Annotated in this window: 25 protein-coding genes and 1 other annotated feature; of the genes, 16 read left to right on the top strand and 9 right to left on the bottom strand. The window is 41.4% G+C overall.

What is annotated here, in order from left to right; translation table 11 throughout:
• Nucleotides 1–131: 131 nt before the first annotated feature.
• Both ACFPA1_RS26535 and ACFPA1_RS26530 read left to right on the top strand, forming a co-directional pair.
• Nucleotides 132–635, top strand: a complete 504-nt coding sequence (locus ACFPA1_RS26535; RefSeq protein WP_378587519.1) for a GNAT family N-acetyltransferase — start codon at nucleotides 132–134, stop codon at nucleotides 633–635.
• Nucleotides 636–652: 17 nt separating this feature from the next.
• Entirely contained in the window at nucleotides 653–1,192 is a 540-nt protein-coding gene (locus ACFPA1_RS26530) for a GNAT family N-acetyltransferase (RefSeq protein ID WP_378587878.1), read from the top strand.
• Nucleotides 1,193–1,304: 112 nt separating this feature from the next.
• Here the strand turns inward: ACFPA1_RS26530 and ACFPA1_RS26525 are convergent, their stop codons facing one another.
• Nucleotides 1,305–1,508 carry a hypothetical protein gene (locus tag ACFPA1_RS26525; RefSeq protein ID WP_213146408.1) on the bottom strand — a complete coding sequence of 68 codons (204 nt, stop codon included), beginning with the start codon at nucleotides 1,506–1,508 and terminating at the stop codon, nucleotides 1,305–1,307.
• A 181-nt stretch (nucleotides 1,509–1,689) separates the two neighbouring features.
• Here ACFPA1_RS26525 and ACFPA1_RS26520 point away from each other — a divergent pair, with 181 nt between their 5' ends.
• The 5 genes from ACFPA1_RS26520 (at nucleotide 1,690) to ACFPA1_RS26500 (ending at nucleotide 5,071) form a co-directional block, all read left to right on the top strand.
• Nucleotides 1,690–2,142 (top strand): DUF2269 family protein, encoded by a 453-nt coding sequence (locus ACFPA1_RS26520; protein ID WP_213146409.1) that lies wholly within the window; start codon nucleotides 1,690–1,692, stop codon nucleotides 2,140–2,142.
• A 58-nt stretch (nucleotides 2,143–2,200) separates the two neighbouring features.
• On the top strand, nucleotides 2,201–2,908 hold the full coding sequence (locus ACFPA1_RS26515) for a polysaccharide deacetylase family protein (protein ID WP_378587516.1): 708 nt from the start codon (nucleotides 2,201–2,203) through the stop codon (nucleotides 2,906–2,908).
• A 21-nt stretch (nucleotides 2,909–2,929) separates the two neighbouring features.
• Nucleotides 2,930–3,295 (top strand): VOC family protein, encoded by a 366-nt coding sequence (locus ACFPA1_RS26510; RefSeq protein ID WP_378587513.1) that lies wholly within the window; start codon nucleotides 2,930–2,932, stop codon nucleotides 3,293–3,295.
• Nucleotides 3,296–3,502: 207 nt separating this feature from the next.
• Entirely contained in the window at nucleotides 3,503–4,297 is a 795-nt protein-coding gene (locus ACFPA1_RS26505) for an MBL fold metallo-hydrolase (RefSeq protein WP_378587510.1), read from the top strand.
• 21 nt (nucleotides 4,298–4,318) lie between these two features.
• Complete coding sequence (locus ACFPA1_RS26500; protein WP_378587508.1) at nucleotides 4,319–5,071, top strand: MBL fold metallo-hydrolase; 753 nt, start codon at nucleotides 4,319–4,321, stop codon at nucleotides 5,069–5,071.
• Nucleotides 5,072–5,107: 36 nt separating this feature from the next.
• Here the strand turns inward: ACFPA1_RS26500 and ACFPA1_RS26495 are convergent, their stop codons facing one another.
• Nucleotides 5,108–5,446 carry a cupin domain-containing protein gene (locus ACFPA1_RS26495; RefSeq protein WP_378587505.1) on the bottom strand — a complete coding sequence of 113 codons (339 nt, stop codon included), beginning with the start codon at nucleotides 5,444–5,446 and terminating at the stop codon, nucleotides 5,108–5,110.
• 134 nt (nucleotides 5,447–5,580) lie between these two features.
• Between ACFPA1_RS26495 and ACFPA1_RS26490 the strand changes: the two genes are divergently transcribed.
• The 4 genes from ACFPA1_RS26490 to ACFPA1_RS26475 are packed head-to-tail and all read left to right on the top strand — an operon-like array spanning nucleotide 5,581 to nucleotide 7,954.
• Nucleotides 5,581–6,435 carry a LysR family transcriptional regulator gene (locus ACFPA1_RS26490; RefSeq protein ID WP_378587502.1) on the top strand — a complete coding sequence of 285 codons (855 nt, stop codon included), beginning with the start codon at nucleotides 5,581–5,583 and terminating at the stop codon, nucleotides 6,433–6,435.
• Between the two features lie 25 nt (nucleotides 6,436–6,460).
• Nucleotides 6,461–7,072: a pyridoxamine 5'-phosphate oxidase family protein gene (locus tag ACFPA1_RS26485; RefSeq protein WP_378587875.1), complete on the top strand. Its 612-nt coding sequence runs from the start codon at nucleotides 6,461–6,463 to the stop codon at nucleotides 7,070–7,072.
• A 24-nt stretch (nucleotides 7,073–7,096) separates the two neighbouring features.
• Nucleotides 7,097–7,537: an NUDIX domain-containing protein gene (locus ACFPA1_RS26480; RefSeq protein ID WP_378587500.1), complete on the top strand. Its 441-nt coding sequence runs from the start codon at nucleotides 7,097–7,099 to the stop codon at nucleotides 7,535–7,537.
• Between the two features lie 33 nt (nucleotides 7,538–7,570).
• Entirely contained in the window at nucleotides 7,571–7,954 is a 384-nt protein-coding gene (locus ACFPA1_RS26475) for a MazG nucleotide pyrophosphohydrolase domain-containing protein (RefSeq protein ID WP_378587497.1), read from the top strand.
• A gap of 39 nt (nucleotides 7,955–7,993) precedes the next feature.
• Here ACFPA1_RS26475 and ACFPA1_RS26470 read toward each other — a convergent pair whose 3' ends face one another.
• Nucleotides 7,994–8,380, bottom strand: coding sequence for a YbaN family protein (locus ACFPA1_RS26470; RefSeq protein WP_378587494.1), 387 nt, complete (start codon nucleotides 8,378–8,380; stop codon nucleotides 7,994–7,996).
• Nucleotides 8,381–8,411: 31 nt separating this feature from the next.
• Nucleotides 8,412–9,191 (bottom strand): alpha/beta hydrolase, encoded by a 780-nt coding sequence (locus ACFPA1_RS26465; protein WP_378587492.1) that lies wholly within the window; start codon nucleotides 9,189–9,191, stop codon nucleotides 8,412–8,414.
• A 148-nt stretch (nucleotides 9,192–9,339) separates the two neighbouring features.
• Here ACFPA1_RS26465 and ACFPA1_RS26460 point away from each other — a divergent pair, with 148 nt between their 5' ends.
• From ACFPA1_RS26460 to ACFPA1_RS26450, 3 genes are all read left to right on the top strand, one after another.
• Nucleotides 9,340–10,320: an alpha/beta fold hydrolase gene (locus ACFPA1_RS26460; protein WP_378587489.1), complete on the top strand. Its 981-nt coding sequence runs from the start codon at nucleotides 9,340–9,342 to the stop codon at nucleotides 10,318–10,320.
• A 278-nt stretch (nucleotides 10,321–10,598) separates the two neighbouring features.
• Nucleotides 10,599–11,846 (top strand): cation:dicarboxylate symporter family transporter, encoded by a 1,248-nt coding sequence (locus ACFPA1_RS26455; RefSeq protein ID WP_378587486.1) that lies wholly within the window; start codon nucleotides 10,599–10,601, stop codon nucleotides 11,844–11,846.
• 799 nt (nucleotides 11,847–12,645) lie between these two features.
• Nucleotides 12,646–13,056 (top strand): hypothetical protein, encoded by a 411-nt coding sequence (locus ACFPA1_RS26450; RefSeq protein WP_213146421.1) that lies wholly within the window; start codon nucleotides 12,646–12,648, stop codon nucleotides 13,054–13,056.
• 124 nt (nucleotides 13,057–13,180) lie between these two features.
• Here the strand turns inward: ACFPA1_RS26450 and ACFPA1_RS26445 are convergent, their stop codons facing one another.
• Nucleotides 13,181–13,267: a YjcZ family sporulation protein gene (locus ACFPA1_RS26445; protein WP_378587872.1), complete on the bottom strand. Its 87-nt coding sequence runs from the start codon at nucleotides 13,265–13,267 to the stop codon at nucleotides 13,181–13,183.
• Nucleotides 13,268–13,448: 181 nt separating this feature from the next.
• On the opposite strand from ACFPA1_RS26445, the gene ACFPA1_RS26440 reads away from it, so the two are divergent.
• Nucleotides 13,449–14,513, top strand: a complete 1,065-nt coding sequence (locus ACFPA1_RS26440) for an undecaprenyldiphospho-muramoylpentapeptide beta-N-acetylglucosaminyltransferase (protein ID WP_378587482.1) — start codon at nucleotides 13,449–13,451, stop codon at nucleotides 14,511–14,513.
• 24 nt (nucleotides 14,514–14,537) lie between these two features.
• On the opposite strand, the gene metG is transcribed toward ACFPA1_RS26440, so the two are convergent.
• From metG to kynU, 4 genes are all read right to left on the bottom strand, one after another.
• Nucleotides 14,538–16,172, bottom strand: a complete 1,635-nt coding sequence (gene metG / locus ACFPA1_RS26435) for a methionine--tRNA ligase (protein WP_378587479.1) — start codon at nucleotides 16,170–16,172, stop codon at nucleotides 14,538–14,540.
• Nucleotides 16,173–16,230: 58 nt separating this feature from the next.
• Nucleotides 16,231–16,503: a binding site (T-box leader), on the bottom strand.
• Between the two features lie 101 nt (nucleotides 16,504–16,604).
• On the bottom strand, nucleotides 16,605–17,231 hold the full coding sequence (gene kynB / locus ACFPA1_RS26430; RefSeq protein ID WP_378587477.1) for an arylformamidase: 627 nt from the start codon (nucleotides 17,229–17,231) through the stop codon (nucleotides 16,605–16,607).
• A gap of 38 nt (nucleotides 17,232–17,269) precedes the next feature.
• Nucleotides 17,270–18,118 carry a tryptophan 2,3-dioxygenase gene (kynA, locus tag ACFPA1_RS26425; RefSeq protein WP_378587475.1) on the bottom strand — a complete coding sequence of 283 codons (849 nt, stop codon included), beginning with the start codon at nucleotides 18,116–18,118 and terminating at the stop codon, nucleotides 17,270–17,272.
• 45 nt (nucleotides 18,119–18,163) lie between these two features.
• Nucleotides 18,164–19,450: a kynureninase gene (gene kynU / locus ACFPA1_RS26420; protein ID WP_378587472.1), complete on the bottom strand. Its 1,287-nt coding sequence runs from the start codon at nucleotides 19,448–19,450 to the stop codon at nucleotides 18,164–18,166.
• A gap of 379 nt (nucleotides 19,451–19,829) precedes the next feature.
• Here kynU and bioB point away from each other — a divergent pair, with 379 nt between their 5' ends.
• Nucleotides 19,830–20,843 carry a biotin synthase BioB gene (gene bioB, locus ACFPA1_RS26415; protein WP_378587469.1) on the top strand — a complete coding sequence of 338 codons (1,014 nt, stop codon included), beginning with the start codon at nucleotides 19,830–19,832 and terminating at the stop codon, nucleotides 20,841–20,843.
• Nucleotides 20,844–20,983: the final 140 nt, after the last annotated feature.

Here is a 20,983-nt window from a genome sequence, read left to right as displayed (position 1 = left end):
CTTATGAAGGACATTTTGAACCGATACCCACCCGATTATGTCATTCATCAAAAAACGGTGGGCACATATAATCCATCCAATAGACAAACCAACCCCAGAACAACCCGAAAATTTTAACAAGGGAGATAAGTATGGAAATAAGACTACTAAACTCAAACGATGCCGCTAGCTATTGGCAGCTAAGGTTAGAAGCCTTGCAGCAAAATCCGGAGGCCTTTTTAACAAGCTATGAAGATGCCATCAAAAGAGAAAAACCAGTGGAACAAACCGCACAAAATCTCTCCGCAGAAGGAAACTATACTTTTGGAGCCATCAATAACCAAGAACTCATTGGTGTCGTCACCCTAATGCACGAGAAACCAAGCAAAATCCGTCACAAGGCCAACATTTTTGCAATGTATGTGACACCTCATAAACGTGTATCCGGTGTAGGCAGCGCTTTACTTTCAGCCGCCGTTGAAAAAGCAAAATCAATCCAAACGATCGAAAAAATAAATTTAACTGTAACAGCAAGCAATGAAAAAGCGAAGAAGCTCTATACCAAGCATGGTTTTAAAGTATTTGGATATGAAGAAAAGGCATTAATAGTGAATGGCGAATATTTCGATGAGGAGTATATGGTTTTACACCTATAACTAAAATGGGAGGGGACATAGTGCTCAAAAGCAAAAACATCTACATAAGACCCTTTACCGAAGACGATGGAGCATCCCTGCTCAAATTGCAAATAGAGAACCGCTACTTTTTCGAAAAGTTCTCCTATGAGCGCACCAACGATTTTTACACAATCGAGGCACAGCAAAACAGAATCAAAGAGTTTGCAAAGGATTGGCAAGCTGATCAGGCGTATACCTTCGGAATTTTCACAAAGGATGACGCTTTAATCGGCACAATCAATCTCTTCCAAGTTCTCCGCAGTTCTCTCCAAAGCGCCTTCATCGGTTACTTTTTGGATCAAGAGCACAACGGGAAAGGCTATACTACTGAGGCTGCAAAGCTCCTAGTGCAGTATGCGTTTAATGAATTAAATTTGCACCGTATCGAAGCGGGAGTCATGCCGCATAATATCGGCTCCATCCGGGTGCTGGAAAAGGCAGGCTTCCATAAGGAAGGAATCGCCATCAAGAATGTCAAAATTAATGGAAAATGGGAAGACCATCAGGTGCTGGCGATCATAAACCCAAATGATTAGAACATCGGTGCAGGTGATTATCCCCAAAATGATTAGACCAAAAAACCGGCTAGCCTTAAAGGGCTATTCCGGTTTTTGCTCAAGGGCTTGTCTTTTCAAATACCCACAATCACTAGATCCAAAAAAATTTCTTAAAATCATCAAAAAAATCATGATGCTTATCTTTCTCTTCTTCTTTAACAACAATTACTTTATTAGCACGAATTACGACTTGTTCGGCATCAATAACGATTCTTCCTCGTTTGTCACGGTGATGCCTCGTTAAGCCTTCTACTTCAATCTCTATTTTTTCGCCATCTCTCCATCCACTATACACTTAAAAACCCCCCTTTCCACCATTATTTATTAAAATATGCTTGTACAGAAAAAAGGCTTGGACAAACATTCTTTTTTAAAACTGTATCGGTTTAAATCTACAAAAATATGTAACAAACCTCATTATATTAATAATCTTGTTTATGATAAAATTGTCCTGTAGAGAATGGAGGTAGCTGACGATGACTTTCTACAAAGCTCTAGTTTTCATACACATTTTTTCTGCCATTATCGGGATGGGTCCAGGGTTTATTTTAACAACGGTTGTTAAATCAGGAAAAACAATGACCGAACTGCGCCATTCCTATTCAATCCGTAATAAGTTACATATCTATGTCATGATTGGCGGTACGCTATTACTGGTCACAGGCTTAGGTCTTGGCCTATTCAATACAGCACTGTTCCGTCAAGGATGGTATCTTATAAGTCTTATACTCTTTTTGGCGGCACTCGCAATCGGCCCAATCGTCTTATCGCCTAGGTCCAAACCCATTAAGGCGATGCTGGAGTCCCATAAAGGAGATGACATTCCAGAAGAGTATTGGCGGTTATCTAAAGAGCTTTTCTTTTATGAAAACTTGGAAAATGTTATTTTTATAATTATCATTGCCCTTATGATACTTAAACCTTTTTAGGGAAAAATTAGAGTGCAAGGCCGAGTCGGTTTTGCACCTTGTTATTTAGGAGTGTTTTATGAAAAAGAAACTGGCCTATACAGGCGCTGGAATCCTGCTAGTTTTTCTACTATTAATGGGTACATATAAATTAATGAATTCACGAACCTTCCAGTTATTTGGGGACCTCACCTATAAGGTAGGTACAAATCAGAAGCTTGTGGCATTGACATTTGACGATGGCCCTTCGAAAAATATACCGGAGCTTCTGCCATTATTGGAAAAATACGATGCAAAGGCAACCTTTTTTCTAATCGGCAGCGATATCCAGAAACATCCCGGGGTAGCGAAAGAGCTGGCCGATGCTGGCCACCAGCTTGGCAACCATACCTATTCCCATGAACGAATGATTTTTAAATCACCTGCTTTTATTCGAGATGAAATTGAAAAAACAGATCAGTTAATACGTGAAGCTGGCTACCAAGGTGAAATCGATGTCCGCCCGCCAAATGGAAAAAAGCTAGTCGGTTTGCCTTATTATCTAAGTAAACATGATAGAGACACGATTACCTGGAACCTGGAGCCGGACAGCTACTACACCACTGCTTCAGACAAAGTGGAGTATGTAAGGAAAAACATAGAACCAGGGTCCATCATCCTGCTACACCCTTGGTACAGCGGATCTGCTGAAGAACTGAAAGCGGTGGAGGGGATCTTGCAATCCTTAACCGACAAAGGCTACAAATTTGTCACTGTAAATGAATTGCAAGAGTCCGCAAGCAAGTGATTTTATGAGGAGGAATTTATTATGAAAAGTGCCAATCCATATGTTTTTGTTGATAATTGCCTGAAAGTAATGGAGTATTATCAAGGGTTGTTTGGTGGAGATATTAAAAACATCCAGCAGACAGATGATGGCAAGTGCCTGCATGCCGAGCTTCATTTAGGGGACAGCATCATCCACTTCTCTGACACCTTTAGCAAAGTCCATGCGGGAGATAATGTGAGAATCACGTTGGAATGTGAGAGTGAAGAGGAAATCAGAAGAGTCTATGAATCCCTAAGCAAAGAAGGAAGAGTGACCTTTGCATTACAAGAAACGTTCTGGGGGGCACTGCATGCCAATCTGGTCGATCGCTTCGGAATTGGCTGGCTTTTAAATTATCAGAAATGAGAAGAAATGCTTTACTTTCCAGGTAAGGCATTTTTTCATGTTTTTTAAACCCCCTTTTTAATAAAAAACCCCCATTTTATTTCATCTAAACGTTTAAACCCAATAATGAAAAGTTATAACCCTATAACAGATTTGTATTATCTTCCAGACGGTGGAACGGTGTAACATAATAGTAAATTAATTACCAAGAATTTAGGGAGGACTTTTATGTTATTAAAAAAACTGTCGTGGGCAACTGTAGTACTGGAATCAAATGAAACTGCAATCCTTATTGATCCGCTAGGCGCGCCGATTAAGGGGCAAGACCGTCCGCTCTCCGCGAAATTAGGGGAACCATTAGAGCCACTAGTTTCACTTAGGACCATCAAAAGGCCGGATGCTATTTTGGTTACCCATTTCCATCCAGATCATTTTGATTATCACTCAGTAGTAGATAGCTTTGGTGAGGCTGTTCCTCTTTATCTTCCAAAGGAATCTGAGAGCTATGCCGCTAAATGTGGATTTAAAAAGGTAATCGGGGTACGTCCAAATGAGGATTACAGCGTAAATCATGTAAAGGTTTCAGCCTTCTATTCAGTCGATGGTTTTGGCTCGCCGCAGGTTTCTTGGATTGTTAATGATGGCGCCCATACGATTGTCCACTGCGGCGATACCCAGTGGCATGGTTTTTGGTGGCGGATGGAGCAGCAGTATGGACCAATCCATGCAGCATGCCTTCCAGTAAACGGCCCCATCCTCCATGTTGCCGGTTTGAAAGCACAAAGCAGTTTGCCAGCCTGTTTGACGCCTGAAGAGGCAGTTGAAGCAGTGAAAATATTAAATGCTGAATATTTGGTTCCGATTCATTATGGAACCTTTAATAATCCTCCATTTTATATCGAAGCAAAAAATGTGGAGGAAAGGTTAATGCAAAGAGGCAATGAACTAGCCGTTAATATAAAAATTTTACGTCCAAATGAACCCCTTTTTCTTGGAGACACGATAAAACAATCTGCCAAATAAAAACAAACAGGAGCGATATCTATGAAAATTCAATTAATCAGACACGCAACGGTTAAAATCAGCATGAATCAATATCATTTCTTAGTGGACCCGATGTTCAGTTCTAAAGGAGAGATGGATCCGGTAGGGAATGCGGCCAATAAGTTTAGGAATCCCTTAGTGGAATTGCCGCTTCCTATTGAAACCATCCTCCATGACATTGACGCGGTCATTTTAACCCACTCCCATCGCGACCACTTTGATGATGCCGCAATCAAAACCATACCGAAGGATTTAAAGATTTTTTGCCAGCCTGAAGACGAAGAAAAGCTGCGTGGGCATGGTTTTTCCCACGTTACAAAAATTAAGGAAGAAGAGAACTGGAACGGGATTCGCTTTACTAGAACGGGAGGGCAGCACGGAACTGGTGAATTAGGCAAGCAGATGGGACCTGTGTCCGGGTTTATTATGGAGTCTGTGGGAGAGCCTTCCATGTATATTGCCGGAGACACCATTTGGTGCGATAAAGTTCAGGGGGCCTTGAACGAACGCTCGCCTGAAATCATCATTTTAAATGGCGGAGAGGCGCAGTTTTTAACAGGTGATCCGATTACTATGGGAATCAAGGATATTGAAAGAGTAAGTGAAGAGGCCCCGTCCTCTAAAATTATTGTGGTTCACATGGAGTCATGGAATCATTGCCTGTTGAGCAGGGAAGAGTTGAGAGGATACATCGCAAAAAATGGCTTAAGTAATGTCACGGTCCCGTCTAACGGAGAAATTTTTGAGTTTTAAAGGTGAAGTCACGAGTGAACGAACTCGTGACTTTTTTTACAATGAAATTCTGTCTCCTCGGCTATTGGGCTGGGAAGTGACTAGAAATTCAATGTCATTGTCTGTCTCGTTGAAAATTTGATGAGGCACCATAGGCGGCACTTCGTATCCTTCGAATTGTTCGAGAATCATTCGTTCACCATCAACCTCAAGGGTAGCTGTTCCGGACAAAATAAAAAAGAATTGCCGTGCCTGAACATGATAATGTCGCTCCTCGGCAGTATTGGCAGGCATGCGTTCATGAATAATACTCAAATTTGCATCCTTCACCAAATGCCAGCCGTCACATTTTTGTCCCCAAATGTAGTGTTCCGCATTAGATTTGCTTCGTTTCATTGTTTCTACCTCCATTCACCACTACTTGTACATACATTATACTACCTTTCATTAGACAGATAGTTTGATAATTTCCGATGTTTATCTAAAATGGTAAAATGTTCAAAAGGGCTAAAAAAGGATGAGCGCGCTATATGAATATTGATTACTTTCGAAGTTTTGTAGAAACGGTCAATCAAAAAAGTCTTTCCAAGGCAAGTGAGCGTCTTAATATATCGCAGCCGGCATTAAGCAAGCAAATTCGGAAATTAGAAGATTTCTTTGATGCGCCATTATTAGTGCGGTCCACATCAGGAGTCGTTCTTACCGAGGCAGGGGAGTTAGTCTACAAAAGGCTGCCGCAAATCCTTGGTGATCTATCGACTCTTCAAAATGATCTTAACAGTTTGAAGGAAATAAGAAGTTATAGAGTTGGAACCTTACCAAGTTTGGCCGGCAATTATATCCCGTCCCGAATCTTAAAATTGAAGGAGAATGGGATTCACGTGGAGGTTGTTATAAAGAATGCCTCTCAAGAAGTATTTGAACTCCTAAAAAATGGGGAAATCGATGCCGCCATCATTGAAGAAATGCCGGTCAATAAAACTTATTGGCAAAAGGAAATTTTTGAAGAGCCTTTATATGCGATCTTCCGTACTTCTCATCTGCTTTCTGAAAAACAGTCTGTTCTAATTGAAGAGATCAGTGACGAGGAATTTGTATTATATCCTTCGTTCTGTACGATTAGGGAAAGTGTCAGCAGGATGTTCCAGGAACAGGAGAAAGAGCTTAAGATTATTAGAGAAATAGATTTTGGGGATTTTTTAATTGGATACGTTGCGGCCGGGTCTGGGATTACCGTGGTACCGGAGATGAGTATCAAGAATCTGGGGAACTCATTTGTAAAAGCCATCCCATTAAACCACTCCTTAGCCAAACGGACAATATCGCTGATTGCAAATTCGAGCACAACTGGAAAAGCACTATATCCATTTTTTAAAAAACGTTAGGGGGATGAAATTTTTGTTTAAAGATATGATTGAAACTGAGGCAGAACTGCGGTCATTGTTGGGAACACCGAGTGAACTGGCATCTAAAAAGGTCATTCACCATTTAGACCATCACTGCGTGGAATTTCTTTCAAAATCGCCTTTTTTGGTGATGGCTACTGCGGACAAGCAGGGGTTTTGTGATGTTTCCCCACGTGGAGACCGGCCCGGGTTTGTCCATGTCTTAAATGAAAAACAGTTCGTCATACCGGAGCGGCCAGGCAACAAAAGGGTAGATTCTTTGCGAAATATTTTATCCAATCCAAGAGTAGGTCTGCAGTTTTTCATACCGGGGTTAGGTGAGACGCTGAGGGTAAATGGGAAAGCTTGTATAGTAAGAGATGACGTGTTGCTTGAGAAGATGGCGGTCCGCGGGCGGAAGCCGCTTTTAGGGATTGGAGTGGACGTGGAAGAGTGTTTTATACACTGCGCAAAAGCCTTAAGACGCTCAGGTTTATGGGATACAGAGTCCTGGCTTGAAAAAGAACTGCTTCCATCTGCGGCTAAGATCCTTTTTGCACACGCAAAGCTCCCAGATTCCAATGTCGATACTATTCAAAAAAGTCTTGAGGAGAGCTATACTAAGAGGTTGTATTAATTGATGTCAAAGGAAGTTATCAAAATGAAGCATTACGTAGTCGGCTTTGCATTTAATCACACAATGGATCGCGTCTTAATGTTAAAAAGAAACAAGCCGCCTTACCAATATCTTTACAATGGTGTAGGTGGGAAAATCGAACTTGGTGAGGATCCACAGCATGCCATGTTTCGGGAACTCCAGGAAGAAACGGGTTTAAAACAGTCCGATATTCAAACATCCAGTCACTTAACCACGCTGGAATTCAAGTCGGGTGTAAGACTAGCCGTCTACTATTTCCAATTGAACCGGAACATTGAACCCTCCCCCACAGTTAAAACAATGGATGAAGGCACATTGGAATGGCTGCATATTGAGGACGACCATTTGTTGGACGCCTCTAACCTCAAAATGGCCGGAGACGGAAATATCGCCTATTTCATTCAATTTGCCCAAAAGGTACATAAAGGAATTGCCTCTTTTTAAAGACAGCAGAAAAACATAATCGGAGGGACACCCATGAAAGAAATCCAGGAATTCGCCAAACAATTCCATAAAGAAATGAACTGGGAAATCAGCAATGAAAGCTTTGAGGAAGCCCGGGCTTCCCTTTTAAATAACTACATGCTGCTGACAACAGAAGTGGCGGAGGTCGCGGAGGAACTGAGAAAGGCTTTTAACATGACAAGGACTCTAGTCCATGAAGGCATGGAGGAAGGGAATGCCTTCGAAATGTCTAAGGATTTTGTAAAAGAAGACATAGGCAAGGAATTAGCTGACTGCCTCGCCTACATGCTCAAACTTTATAATTATTTTGGACTCGACCTCGAGGAAACCTTTTACTCCAAAATGGATGAGGTCAAGAACCGGCGTAATAAGGATGTCGCACCGGTAAAAAAATAAAAGACAGGAAGCGCATTCCTGTCTTTCTTCGTCTAAGCCTTAATCTGACCGAACGGTTTTTATTTTAAAAATAAAATAATAGTATTTATAAATGACAACCAACACTAGAACGCCTTTCACAATATAGCTTGGATGCATAATAAGAGGAATCGCAATCATCGCATCCGCAAACAACAAAATCGACAGCTTCTGTTTTAGAGTCATCGACCGTTCCCGCACGAAGCTTTCCAAATGGCGTTTATAGAGGTTTGTCCCCTTAAACCAGCGCTCAAACCGTGCTGACCCTTTCATAAAGCAAAAGGATGCCAAGAGCAGCAAAGGTGTAGTTGGCACAACAGGTAAAACAATCCCGATAATCCCCAAGCCAAGCGAAATAAACCCAATCACTATAAAAATAAATTTAACAATACGGTTTTGACTAATCATTGTTCCCTCGGACCCAACTTCGTTTTCTACATTATACCTTATCAGAAAATAGGTAAGACAGAATCTCCGGCATTCTCTCCCGGAAAAAACGATAATGGTGTTCGCCGGCTTCCACGCTCACAAAGCGGGTATCGGCTATTTGGCTGCTTAAAATGTCATAGACCTGTCTGGCAAGGTCTAAGAACAGCTTGCTTGCTTCTAGGTCATCCGGAACTTCCTTCGTTCCGATATCCATATAAAATTTCTCCACACCCGCCAAATCACTCTGTCTAATAAATTCCTCCAAGGTTTCTTGGTTCCGATAAAAGCCTGGCGAAAGTACGGCGATTTTTCTGAATATCTGCGGATAACAGCAGGCTGCATAAGTGGAAATGATTGCTCCTAACGAAATCCCAGCCATCGCTGTTTCATGCTCAAGTGTCCGGTATTTACGGTCGATGAAAGGCTTCAATTCGTGGACAATAAAATCCAAATAGTCCTCGCCCTTCCCGCCTGAAGGACTGGCATAGCCTAATATTTCCTCACTTAACTTTCCTTGTTTCCACGGGCAGTATTCGTCTATCCGACCCTCGCCCTCAGTATTTAAATCAATTCCAATCACGATTATTTCAAGACCAGATTCCTCTAAAAACTCTTTCAAACCTAATGAAGTTCCGTTAATAGCACCTTCATCCTCAAACACATTCTGCCCGTCGTGCATATAGAGAACGGGATACCGTTTCAATCCGTCCTGATAGGATTCTGGCAAATAAACACGAATCATTCTATCTTGCTGAAATGATGTCATATAAAGGGTGAATTTTTCCAACACAATGAACCACTTCCAATCATGCAATCTCCTAAACTTAAATTTATCATAAACACCAATTTTTGCCTAAATTTTTATATAAAAAGAAGTTAACAGGATTTATAATATGGTTTGATATGGAAAAAATTCCAGACTATTGGAGTGGTGCGAAATGCTCGCGAGGAAAACGAAAAAGATACAGAGCCAAACGGAATCCATTGCATCATTGGAAGAAGTGATGATTGGCGGCAGAAAGCAATGGGTCCTATTCAGAGGGGAAGATGTTAACCAGCCGATTATGCTGTTTTTGCACGGCGGACCGGGCACAGCACAAATCGGATTTGCCCCCAAATTTCAAAAGGACCTTGAAAGGGAGTTCCTAATCGTCAACTGGGACCAAAGAGGGGCAGGGTTGTCCTACTCTCCTGATATTCTAAAAGAAGACCTAACCATTGAAAATATTTTAAATGACACCATCCAAGTAATTGAATATCTCCTTAAGCGTTTCAACAAAGAAAAGCTGATTCTTGTTGGGCATTCGTGGGGAACAGTCCTTGGTATATTGGCTAATCAGAAGTGTCCGCAATATATCTCTAGCTATATCGGCATTGGCCAGGTGGCCGATATGCGTGCGGGGGAAAAGCTATCATATGAATATACATTGAACAAGGCCCGTGAACTAAAAAATGTGAAAGCTCTTAAGGAACTGGAAGGGCTTGTTTATAATCCTGCTGACATGGACTACTTAAATGTCCAAAGGAAATGGCTGACAAAGTTTGGGGGCTCCTATATTGGGGTCAATGAATTTAATCTGATTTATTCCAACATGCTGTTTGCCAATGAATACACGCTGAAGGACTGGTTCTCCTACATAAAGGCAGGAAAATTTTGTTTGGAAACTATGTGGGAAGAGTTGTTGCCAATCGATTTCATAACGAATGCGATAAAGCTGGAGGTGCCGGTTTTTATTTTTGCTGGCAGGCAGGATTATCAGACACCATCCGCCTTAGCCAAACAATACTTTGACGCTCTGCAATGTCCATATAAGGAATTTGTTTGGTTTGAAAACTCAGCCCATCTATTGAACTTTGAGGAACCTGAAAAATTTTATCACGAATGTATAAAGATTAAACAAAGGCTGACGAATATTTAGGCAATAATAAGCAGCATAGAACTCTGGAAACAGGGTTCTTTTTCGTTATGGTTCGATATACATAATTATTTAATATTTCAAAATAATTTTATTTTTAAAATAGTCCTAATGAATTACTTGAAAATGGTATTTCTTTGCCATTGATTTGAATGCGATTTATAAATAAAATTATAGTAGGCGACAAAATGTGATTGTCTTCATTTATTTTTTGAAAGAAAAGAGGTAAAATGAATAATTCCTCTATGCATTTAAACATTACAACAAGAGAGGTGCATGTTATGAAAAGAATTAGCTTGGCTTGGCAAATCTTCATTGGTTTAGTGCTTGGTATTATTGTTGGTGCCATTTTCTATGGAAACCCGCATATTGCAGATTATTTACAACCAATTGGAAACGTTTTTATTCGGTTAATTAAAATGATTGTCGTACCAATTGTCGTTTCGAGTATCATAGTAGGGGTTGCCGGTACCGGTGATATGAAATCTTTAGGGAAACTCGGCGGCAAAACGCTGCTATATTTTGAAATCATTACAACAATTGCCATTGTTGTTGGTCTTTTGGCCGGTAACATCTTCCATCCAGGGACTGGCGTTGACCGTTCTCACTTAACGAAAACTGACATTAACACGTATGTGGAAACTGCCAAAACAACAGAAACCCATTCAATGGCTGATACCTTTGTCAATATTGTTCCGACCAATATCATGCAGTCATTAGCGAACGGTGATATGTTAGCGATCATCTTCTTCTCCGTCATGTTCGGATTGGGCGTTGCCGCTATTGGGGAAAAAGGAACCCCGATAATCAATTTCTTCAAGGGAACAGCTGATGCTATGTTCTATGTGACCAATCAAATTATGAAGGTTGCTCCAATTGGTGTATTCGCCTTAATTGGTGTAACGGTTTCAAAATTTGGGTTATCTTCGCTAATTCCTTTAGGAAAATTGGTCATCGTTGTGTATGGTGCCATGGCGTTCTTTATTTTAGTGGTCTTAGGATTAACAGCTAAAATAGTCGGTTTTAATATCTTTAAGCTATTGAAATATTTGAAAGACGAACTATTATTAGGTTATTCTACAGCAAGCTCGGAAACGGTTCTTCCGAAAATTATGGAAAAAATGGAGAAACTCGGCTGTCCAAAGGCGATTACCTCCTTCGTTATACCAACGGGCTATTCCTTTAATCTCGATGGTTCTACCTTGTACCAGGCTATTGCGGCGTTGTTTATTGCACAAATGTACGGAATCCATATGAGCATCGGCCACCAAATTACGTTGGTGCTTGTATTGATGATTACCTCTAAAGGGATTGCCGGGGTTCCAGGTGTATCATTCGTTGTTCTTCTTGCCACTTTGGGAACCGTAGGTATCCCAGTAGAAGGTCTTGCCTTCATCGCCGGGATTGACCGTATTCTAGACATGGCACGGACTTGCGTCAATATCGTCGGTAACTCCTTGGCTGCTATCGTGATCTCAAGATGGGAAGGCCATAAGATTGATGACGAGGTAAAAGAATTAGCGGCATAGCGGTAATAATAAATCAAGGTGTCTGATACTTTTATGGTGTCAGGCGCCTTTTTATTATGGCGAAATTTGAAAAAATAGGTCCTTTTTTAATTAGATTAGTCTTAAAAAATGCCCCAGAATTAAAGTGGAATACATTTTTGAAGGTTTGTAATATTGTTGACAAAAAACCGCTTGGAACAAATTCCAAGCGGTTTTTTGCATTCTCTGAAAATGTAAAATAGTAGTAAATGCGCCAATACCTTTTCAAATGGTTACACATATTTTAATAGCATAGGACAACCACTTGAGGGAGGTGCATATTTTTTGCATAACGGCGGACGAAGAAATCCATTTGGCTTTTGTATATTCCCTGGTTACCGCTGGTGAGGTCCAGGTTGCAGCGGGCCGGGTGCCCCCATTAATGATGTTGATGAATGTTGTCAGCGGCATGACAATTGCCTAAAACGTGGAATTGACCCATGTCACTGTGATTTTGAATTCATGGATTGCCTGCGCCATAAACGAAACCAACATACAGATAAAGGAAGAAAAGCAGCGTTAATGTATGATTTTATGAAGATTAAAACCTCATTTACCTGCCGTGAACGGTATGAATCTAGAGATTGAAAATAAGTTCATGATGTATTTTAGTCATTAAACCTTACAAATAATCGACAAAAAAATATAAATGCTGGGTATAATTTTTCGCTTGAATCCCTTGCCATTATGCAAGTTACTGCCGTATTTATCCAATCATAAACCGATTCTCTATTACCGAAAATAATAGCGGTCGCTTGAATATTGCAAAGGGGGAAACGGTGTGAAATGGCATAAGCGGATTCTTTCGATGATTCAGGAACGTCAGGATAAAAAGGTGGCCTTGGCAGTGGACACTTCCAGTAATGATGCCCCAACGATTCTCATCAATAACATAGTCAAACTGTTTGAAACAGTCAAACCCGATACTATTTTGGTTCAAGCAGATTTTAAAATAAGGAGCATTTCTCCGATAAAAAGTGACACCATTAAATGGTATTCTCACGGGAAATCCTCCTATACATTAGTTCTTGAGTGGGCAAAGGAAGAACAAATTGATACGCTGTTTTATATTACCGATGTTACTGGCTTTTTTTCTGAGGACTTAGAAAAGCTTGATTATGAAATGTTTTGGCTCGTACCAGGTGTATTCCTTCCAAGAGTGCCGTTTGGCAAAGCAATTAAAGTGGCCTAAGACCGTTAAAAAGACCAAATCCAGGTTTGGTCTTTTTCGTCCTTATTCTAAAATGAAAAAAGAAGCGTGGTGGCTGCCACACTTCAAAACGGTTGGAGGTTTTAGGAGGGTTGTCCAAACTAAATTAGTATCTGCCGAAGCTTGTTCCTACAATGATCAATAGGATGAACAGAACAACAATTAAAACGAAGCTGTTGTTGTAGCCGTACATAACCTCACCTCCTTTTTACGAGGTAATATAATGTATTCAAAGGGTTTATTTTTTGAACTGGACAAGTATGGAATTATACCGAAATATCTTTATCTGTTGAAAAAATAAAATTCTAAAAGATGGTATTGCCTTCAACAATTTCATATAATTATTCTATTATGCAGTGTTGTAGGAGGCAGAAATGTCGAAAAAGACGATTGTTTTTACAGGCGGGGGTACCGCAGGCCATGTTACACCCAATCTTGCCATTATCAGTGAGATAAGAAATGACTGGGATATAAAATATATTGGCTCCAAAAAGGGCATTGAAAAGGAATTAATTAGAAAAATCAGAATCCCGTATTATGGAATAAGCAGCGGGAAGCTGAGAAGGTATATTGATTTTGAAAATGTTAAGGATATATTCCGGGTGTTGAAGGGCTGCCTGGAGGCAAGAAGGGTTTTGAAAAAACTAAAGCCTGATTTGGTGTTTTCAAAAGGTGGATTTGTGTCTGTTCCGGTCATTATTGCCGCCAGTTCTTTGAAAATCCCGATTTTCATTCATGAAAGTGATATGACCCCGGGTCTGGCAAATAAGATTTCCCAAAGGTTCGCGGACAAAATCTTTACATCCTTTGAAGAGACGGAAAAATATTTTCCGAAAGGTAAAGTGAAGGCGATTGGCTCACCAATAAGGAAGGAAATTTTAGAAGGCGCGTCGGACAAGGGGAGACGCTTCCTAGGATTCCATAGCGGCCGGCCAATTCTGACCATTATGGGTGGAAGCCTGGGGGCAAGAAAGATCAATGAGGCAGTAAGAGGCTCGCTAAAAGAGCTGACGGCAAAGTACCAAATTGCTCATTTGTGTGGAAAAAATAATCTTGACCCCAGCCTTGAAGGTATACCAGGGTACAAGCAATTTGAATATGTACATGAAGAGCTCTCGGATATTTTAGCAGCAACAGACCTGGTGATTACAAGAGGAGGATCCAATGCCATTTTTGAATTTTTGGCATTAAATATCCCAATGTTAATTATTCCACTCGGTCTGCAGCAAAGCAGGGGCGACCAGATTTTAAACGCAAAAGCTTTTGCGCAAAAAGGATTTTCACTTACCCTTGAAGAAGAACAATTATCTAGTGAATCGCTTTTAAAACATCTGGAGGCGCTTGATCAAAAAAGTCCGGAGATACGCCAAAATATGAAGCGTTCACAGCAAGGGGAAGCACTGCAGACGCTGGTGATGGAAATCAATAAATATAGATAAAAAAGCTAGCGAAGGCTAGCTTTTTTAGTTCGATTGGTTATTCAGTTTTTCTAATTCCTCATCAATGGCTTTCACGTCAATCCGTTCGAATAATGGCTTCGCATCGATAATTTTATCCAGGACAGAGTCGATAGATTCCCATGTAAACTCGGAACGAGCAAACATCTGATTGACCTCTTTGCTGGAAAACGGCAAAAACGGTGCTAATAATTGCGCTAAATTCAATATGACGATCGTACAATGAAAAATGGTTTGATCGCATTCGCTTTTATTTTCATCAATTTGTTTCCATGGCTTTTGTTCGTCAAAATATTTATTCGTGTAGCGGACAAGACTGAAAACCTCTTCTAATGCCTGTTTGAAATGTCCGCCTTCTATATTCTTACCGACCGTCTGATAGGCCTTTTTAATTTTTGTTTGAATATCAGGTTTAATAGAACCAATTGGTACACGTCCCCCGTAGTATTTTTCAATAAACTTCAACGTCCTATTGACCAGGTTCCCATACCCGCCAAGCAACTCGGAGTTGTGGCTATAAATAAATTCCCGCCAGGAAAAATCAGTATCTCGATTCTCAGGTGCATTAATCGTTAAAAAATAGCGAATCGAATCGGGATGATATTTTTCCAAAATATCCGGCACCCACACAGCCCAATTGCGGCTGGTCGAAATCTTTTTCTTTTCAAGCGTTAAATATTCATTCGAAACAATATGGTCTGGCAGCTTTTTGTTTTGAATGCCGAGTAAAATCGCTGGCCAAATGATGCTATGAAAAGGAATATTGTCTTTTCCGTGCACATAATAAGAAACGGCGTCCTCACCCCAAAATTTTGAATCATTTTTTCCGGAATCTAAGGCCCATTTTTTGCTGGCGGAATAATACCCCGAGACTGCCTCAATCCAAACATAGATTTTTTTCTCTTCATAGCCTTTTACAGGAACGCTGATTCCCACTGGTAAATCTCTAGAGACAGCCCGGTCCTGTAAGCCTTCGTTGATGTATCTTTCAGTTAAATGGATAGCATTTTCCCGCCAGGCAGCATTCTCTTTAGCTCTGGAAACCAAGTTTGTGAGTGGTTCTTTGAATTTCTTTAATGAAAAATAGAAGTGCTCTGTTTGCCTGATGGCCGGAGTATTCCCGCATAGCTTGCACTTTTTCTCTAATAGGTCAATCGGGTCGAGAATAGTGGAGCAATAATCACATTGGTCGCCGCGTGATGGCTGCCCGCAGTTGGGACAAATCCCCTCGACGTATCGGTCAGGAAGAAACTGCTCGCAGGATTCACAATACGTTTGCTCGATTTCTTTTTTATAAATATAGCCATTGTTGATAAGGTCCAAGAAAATTTGCTGCACCGTTTTATGGTGGTGCTCCGAGTCCGTCCTCGTGTAGCAATCGTATGAAAATCCCAGCCTTTTAAAATTGTCGTCGAACTCGTTGTGGTAGCGGTCGGCAATTTCCTTAGGGGAGACACCTTCCTGTTTGGCGCGGATGGCAATCGGCGTCCCGTTGCAGTCACTTCCCGAAACGTACAATACATTTTCTCCTCTTTGCCGATAATAACGGGCCAAAATATCGCCTGGCAACAGGCTTGCGATATGACCGAGATGCAGCGATCCATTCGCATACGGCCAAGCCCCTCCAATAAATACATTCATTTTCAATACCCTCCTTTTTTGAAAAAACAAAAAACCCCGCCCTTATCCATTGAAAATAGATAAGGACGGGGTTGTATTAATATCCCGTGGTACCACCTTAATTTACTAATTGCTCACGCAATCAGTCTCTGCAAGTACGGAACATTGATGTTCGATACTGTGGTTTTGATAACGAGTACCAACTCTCGCCGCAGCCTACTAGTTACAGGGTGTAACGTTCAGAACGGAGCTCAGAGGCCATTGTTCAAATGAGTCACTTTGCTTCTTTTCAGCTCCCGAAGCTCTCTGGTGAAAGTATCGTCATTTTACTTTTCCTCGTCATCGCTTATGATGAATATATTGGAATTATTATAAAGGGTAAATTTCCTAAAATCAATTAATATTTGAAAAATGGACTTTAAGAATTGAACTGCAGGGATCTTTCTACCCTTTCTACCCTAATTTCCTAATCACAGCCCTCACCGGACTTCCATCAGCCTCCACCAATGGCAGCGGCAGGGCAGCCAACTCATAATCCCCTGGCTCCACCTCATCCAAGACCAATCCCTCTAAAATATGAATCCCACAGCGCGTAAGCTCATGGTGGGCGGAAAGTACTTTACTATCCAACTCATCCACGGATGGCAAATCGAGTCCAAGCAGCCGTACACCCCGTTCAGAAAGATAAACCGCCAACTCAGGCTCTACTGGGGGAATTGAGCTAGGAAACGCACGACGGTCTGACCAAGCATCAGTCCTAATTAAAAGCCGCTCAACTCCTTCCAAATCTACACCGTTAAGCTCCTTAACTCCTATTTTCGCCACATTCGGCAAATGAACAACCCGCGCCGGGCCAATATACAAATTAATATCCAAATCAATTACCCTTTTTCCATCATTATCAAAATGGTAGGGGGCATCAATATGGGTGCCGGTGTGAGCACTCATCGTGATTTCGCCGACATTGCACGAGCCGCTCTCTTCCATACTCCAACTCACCCGATAAGAGAAAGGGGTATCCCCCGGCCAAACCGTAATATTGTTATCCAGCCGCTGCGAAATATCTATCCATTTATTCATTTAAATACCGCCTCCAACAATTACATAACCTTAGTGTATTACAGCTTTGTCCTTAGGCTCAAGAGCTCAGGGAAGAATTGATGATCAATGACCTTTTTTAAATAGGGAACACCGGAGGATCCACCAGTTCCTTTCTTATGGCCAATAATTCTCTCCACAGTCGTCATGTGATGAAATCGCCAAAGCTGCTGCTGATGACCGATGTCGACCAGCTTTTCAGCCAGTTCGTAGAGGTCCCAGTATTTATCGGTATTGCGGTAAACCGTCAGCCACGCCTCCTCGACACTGTTATTCGGCTCATAACACACCGACCAATCTCGTTTCAGCACAACCTCATCAACAGGTAATCCATTAGCCGGAAGGGCTGAGATGGCTGCATCATATATGCTGGGCTCGCCTAGAGCATCGCACATCTTTTTATATAGATCAGCCTGATGCCGATAAACAGCCAATGTCCCGGTGTTTTTCTGACCTAACGCAAACTCAATCAACCTATTTTGATACGATTGGAACCCAGAAGAACGTCCAAGTTTATGGCGAAATTGCATGTAATCAGCAGGCGTCAAGGTCGTGAGAACATTCCACGACTGGATTAACTGCTGCTGAATCCTGGAAACGCGCGACAGCATCTTAAATGATGGCTCCAAATCGTTTCGGAGAATACATTGAATGGCAGCGTTCAATTCGTGCAGAATCAGTTTCATCCATAGCTCGCTCGTCTGGTGGATGATGATAAACAGCATTTCATCGTGGTGGTCGGACAACCGGTTCTGGCTTGATAAAACTTTATCGAGATGAAGATAATCTCCGTAGGACATTTCCTTTTGAAAGTCAGTCTGAATTTCCTTGTCTAAATTCAAGTTTTGGTCTTGCGCATCGCTTTCCATATATCTAGGCTCCTTTAGGAAATTTTTTTAAAAAAAGACCTAAGGCTACGCGACAATATCCCGCTCGTTGGCAAACTTTTCATACTGTTTTTCCGACATAATGATCTTTAAAACTTGAACAACCTTCCAAACTTCTTCAAAGGTGTTGTAAAGGGCAACCGGAGCCAGCCGGATAATATTAGGAGCACGGAAATCTGGAACGACCCCATTTTCCTTTAATGCTTTGCAAATTCGGGCAGCCTCATCATGCTCAAGACTGACATGTCCACTGCGGCAGGAATCCACACGAGGGTTTCCGATGACGAAATTCATGTCAGCTAACTCATGTTCAATTAATTTCATTAGATATTGGGTAAGATGCAAGGATTTCTGCCGAATATTCTCAATCCCGGCTTCAGCAAACATCTCCAAGGAGCCAATAAGCGGGGCGAGGCTCAAAACATGCGGTGTGCCAATTTGATAAGCGGCCGCTGTTTCCGCCGGTGTAAAGGTATGCTCCAGGTCAAATTGCTTCTCTTTGTTCGACCCAAACCATCCAGCTAAACCAGGGGATGCCCCAAAATGTTTCCGATTCACATACAAACCACCGACGGCCCCAGGCCCGCCGTTTAAATATTTGTAATTGCACCAATAGGCAAAATCCACATTCCATTCGCTGAAGGAATGGGGGATGGCGCCAATTGAATGGCAGGCATCAAAGCCTATTAAAATATTACGCTTGTGTGCTTCCAAGGTTATCCGTTTCATATCCAGCACTTGGCCGCTCCGGTACAAGACCGTCGGGAGGATAACCAAAGCAACGTCTTCGGCCATTGACATGATAATATCGTCCTCATCTATAAATCTCCCATCCTGGCTCTTCACGCGAATAAGGTGAGCATCTGGATTAAGACCATGGACCTGCAGCTGGCTTATTAAAGCATAAATATCACTAGGAAAGTTTAATTCATCCGCTAATATTTTCGTGCGAGAACCTGTTGGTTTATAAAAAGTAGCAACGAGCTGATGGAGATTAGTAGTTGTGGAACCGTTTGCAATTACTTCGTCAGGCGCTGCCCCTATAAGCGGTGCAATCATTTCTCCTAATTTTTCTGACAGGAAAAACCATGGCTGCTTCCCTTTTGTCCAGCCATCGATTCCATATTCCTTCCAAGCTTCGATAGTATCGAGAAGGGCTCGTTCCGCTCGTTTGGAAAGCAAACCTAGAGAGTTTCCGTCCATATAAATGCTATCAGGCTTTATGTAAAACTCTTCACGAAACCTCGATAGGGCATCCTCCTTGTCTAACATCCTTGCAAACCCTTGTGTCGGCGAAAAATCTTCAACGTGCATTGGACTCCTCCTTTTCTAATTAAAATATATTCTAATTGAATCTTAACAATGAATTGGAAAAAAGGGCAAAAAAAATAGATTGGTGACAGCACCAATCAAAATTATGGGAAGTTTTAAGAAATGAGTTCAAGGAACTTATTTCTTAATTAAGTTACTTTTATAATAGTGAAAAGTTATGTAGAAGTTGGGGGGAATTTGTGGGGAAGTTGTGAAGATTTACTCTTGTTACCTTGCTCAAAACCTGTATTTCCCCAATTCCTCGAAAACCTTTCTTAAAACTTTGGTACAAAATGGTTTAATTTACAGAATAATTGATTTATAATTTTATTTGTAAACCAAATTGTGTTTTTAGTTAACAAATAAAATTTGAGGTGATAATTTGAGTTGGTCAAAACTAGCAAATCAAGTGATTGATGGATATGTTTTAACAAAAGAGCAAGCCAAGGAAATCCTGCTTTCCAAAGACGATGAAATCTTGTCCCTGGTCAATGCCGCCTATGAAATTCGCAGACATTATTATGGGAAAAAGGTAAAGTTGAATTTAATAATCAACGCTAAAAGCGGCCTATGTCCGGAGGATTGCGGCTATTGCGCACAGTCGATTAATGCGAAAACCGAAATCGATCGGTATACCCTTATCAGCAAGCAGACGATTGTCGAGGGTGCCAAGGAAGCGAAGAAAAACAAAATTGGTACATACTGCATCGTCATGAGCGGACGGAAACCGACCAACAATGAGGTCGATACCGTCATTTCAGCAGTTCAGGAGATTAAGAGCGAGGTCGAGCAAATCAAGATTTGCGCTTGTATGGGGCTGGTTAACGAAGAGCAGGCAGTCAGGCTGAAAGAGGCAGGGGTGGACCGTTTCAATCACAACATCAACACAAGTGCCAATCACCATGCCAATATCACCACCACACATGATTATGACGACCGTGTCGAAACGATTGAAAATGTGAAAAAAGCGGGGATTTCGCCTTGCTCCGGCGTTATTTGCGGAATGGGAGAAACCGATGATGATATCGTTGAGATGGCCTTTGCGTTAAGGGAACTGGATGCTGATTCCATTCCGGTTAATTTCCTTCATCCAGTCAAAGGAACAAAGCTAGAGGATCTAAACGAGCTGACTCCAATCCGTTGCCTCAAAATATTGGCACTGTTCCGCTTTATCAATCCGACAAAAGAAATCCGCATCTCCGGCGGCCGTGAATTTAATTTACGTTCGCTTCAGAATCTAGGGCTATTTATGGCCAACTCCATTTTCGTCGGCGATTACCTGACAACCGCCGGCCAAGGGGCTAATGAAGACTTCCAACTAATCAAAGACCTTGGCTTCGAAATTGAAGACAACCCATTTGAAACAGAAAGTAAGACATTTGCAGAAACCTTTTAAAAATTAGTCCCTCACTTTACTCTAAAGTGGGGGGCTTTATTTTTAAGGCAAAAAAAATAGATTGGCGCCAGCACCAATCAAAATTATGGGAAGTTTTAAGAAATGAGTTCAATGAACTTATTTCCTAATTAAGTTACTTT

It is taken from the genome of Neobacillus sp. GCM10023253 (assembly GCF_042653105.1).
Lineage (GTDB): Bacteria > Bacillota > Bacilli > Bacillales > Cytobacillaceae > Neobacillus > Neobacillus citreus.
The sequence above is the reverse complement of the archived record's forward strand: the minus strand, read 5'-3'. Positions and strand labels throughout refer to the sequence as shown.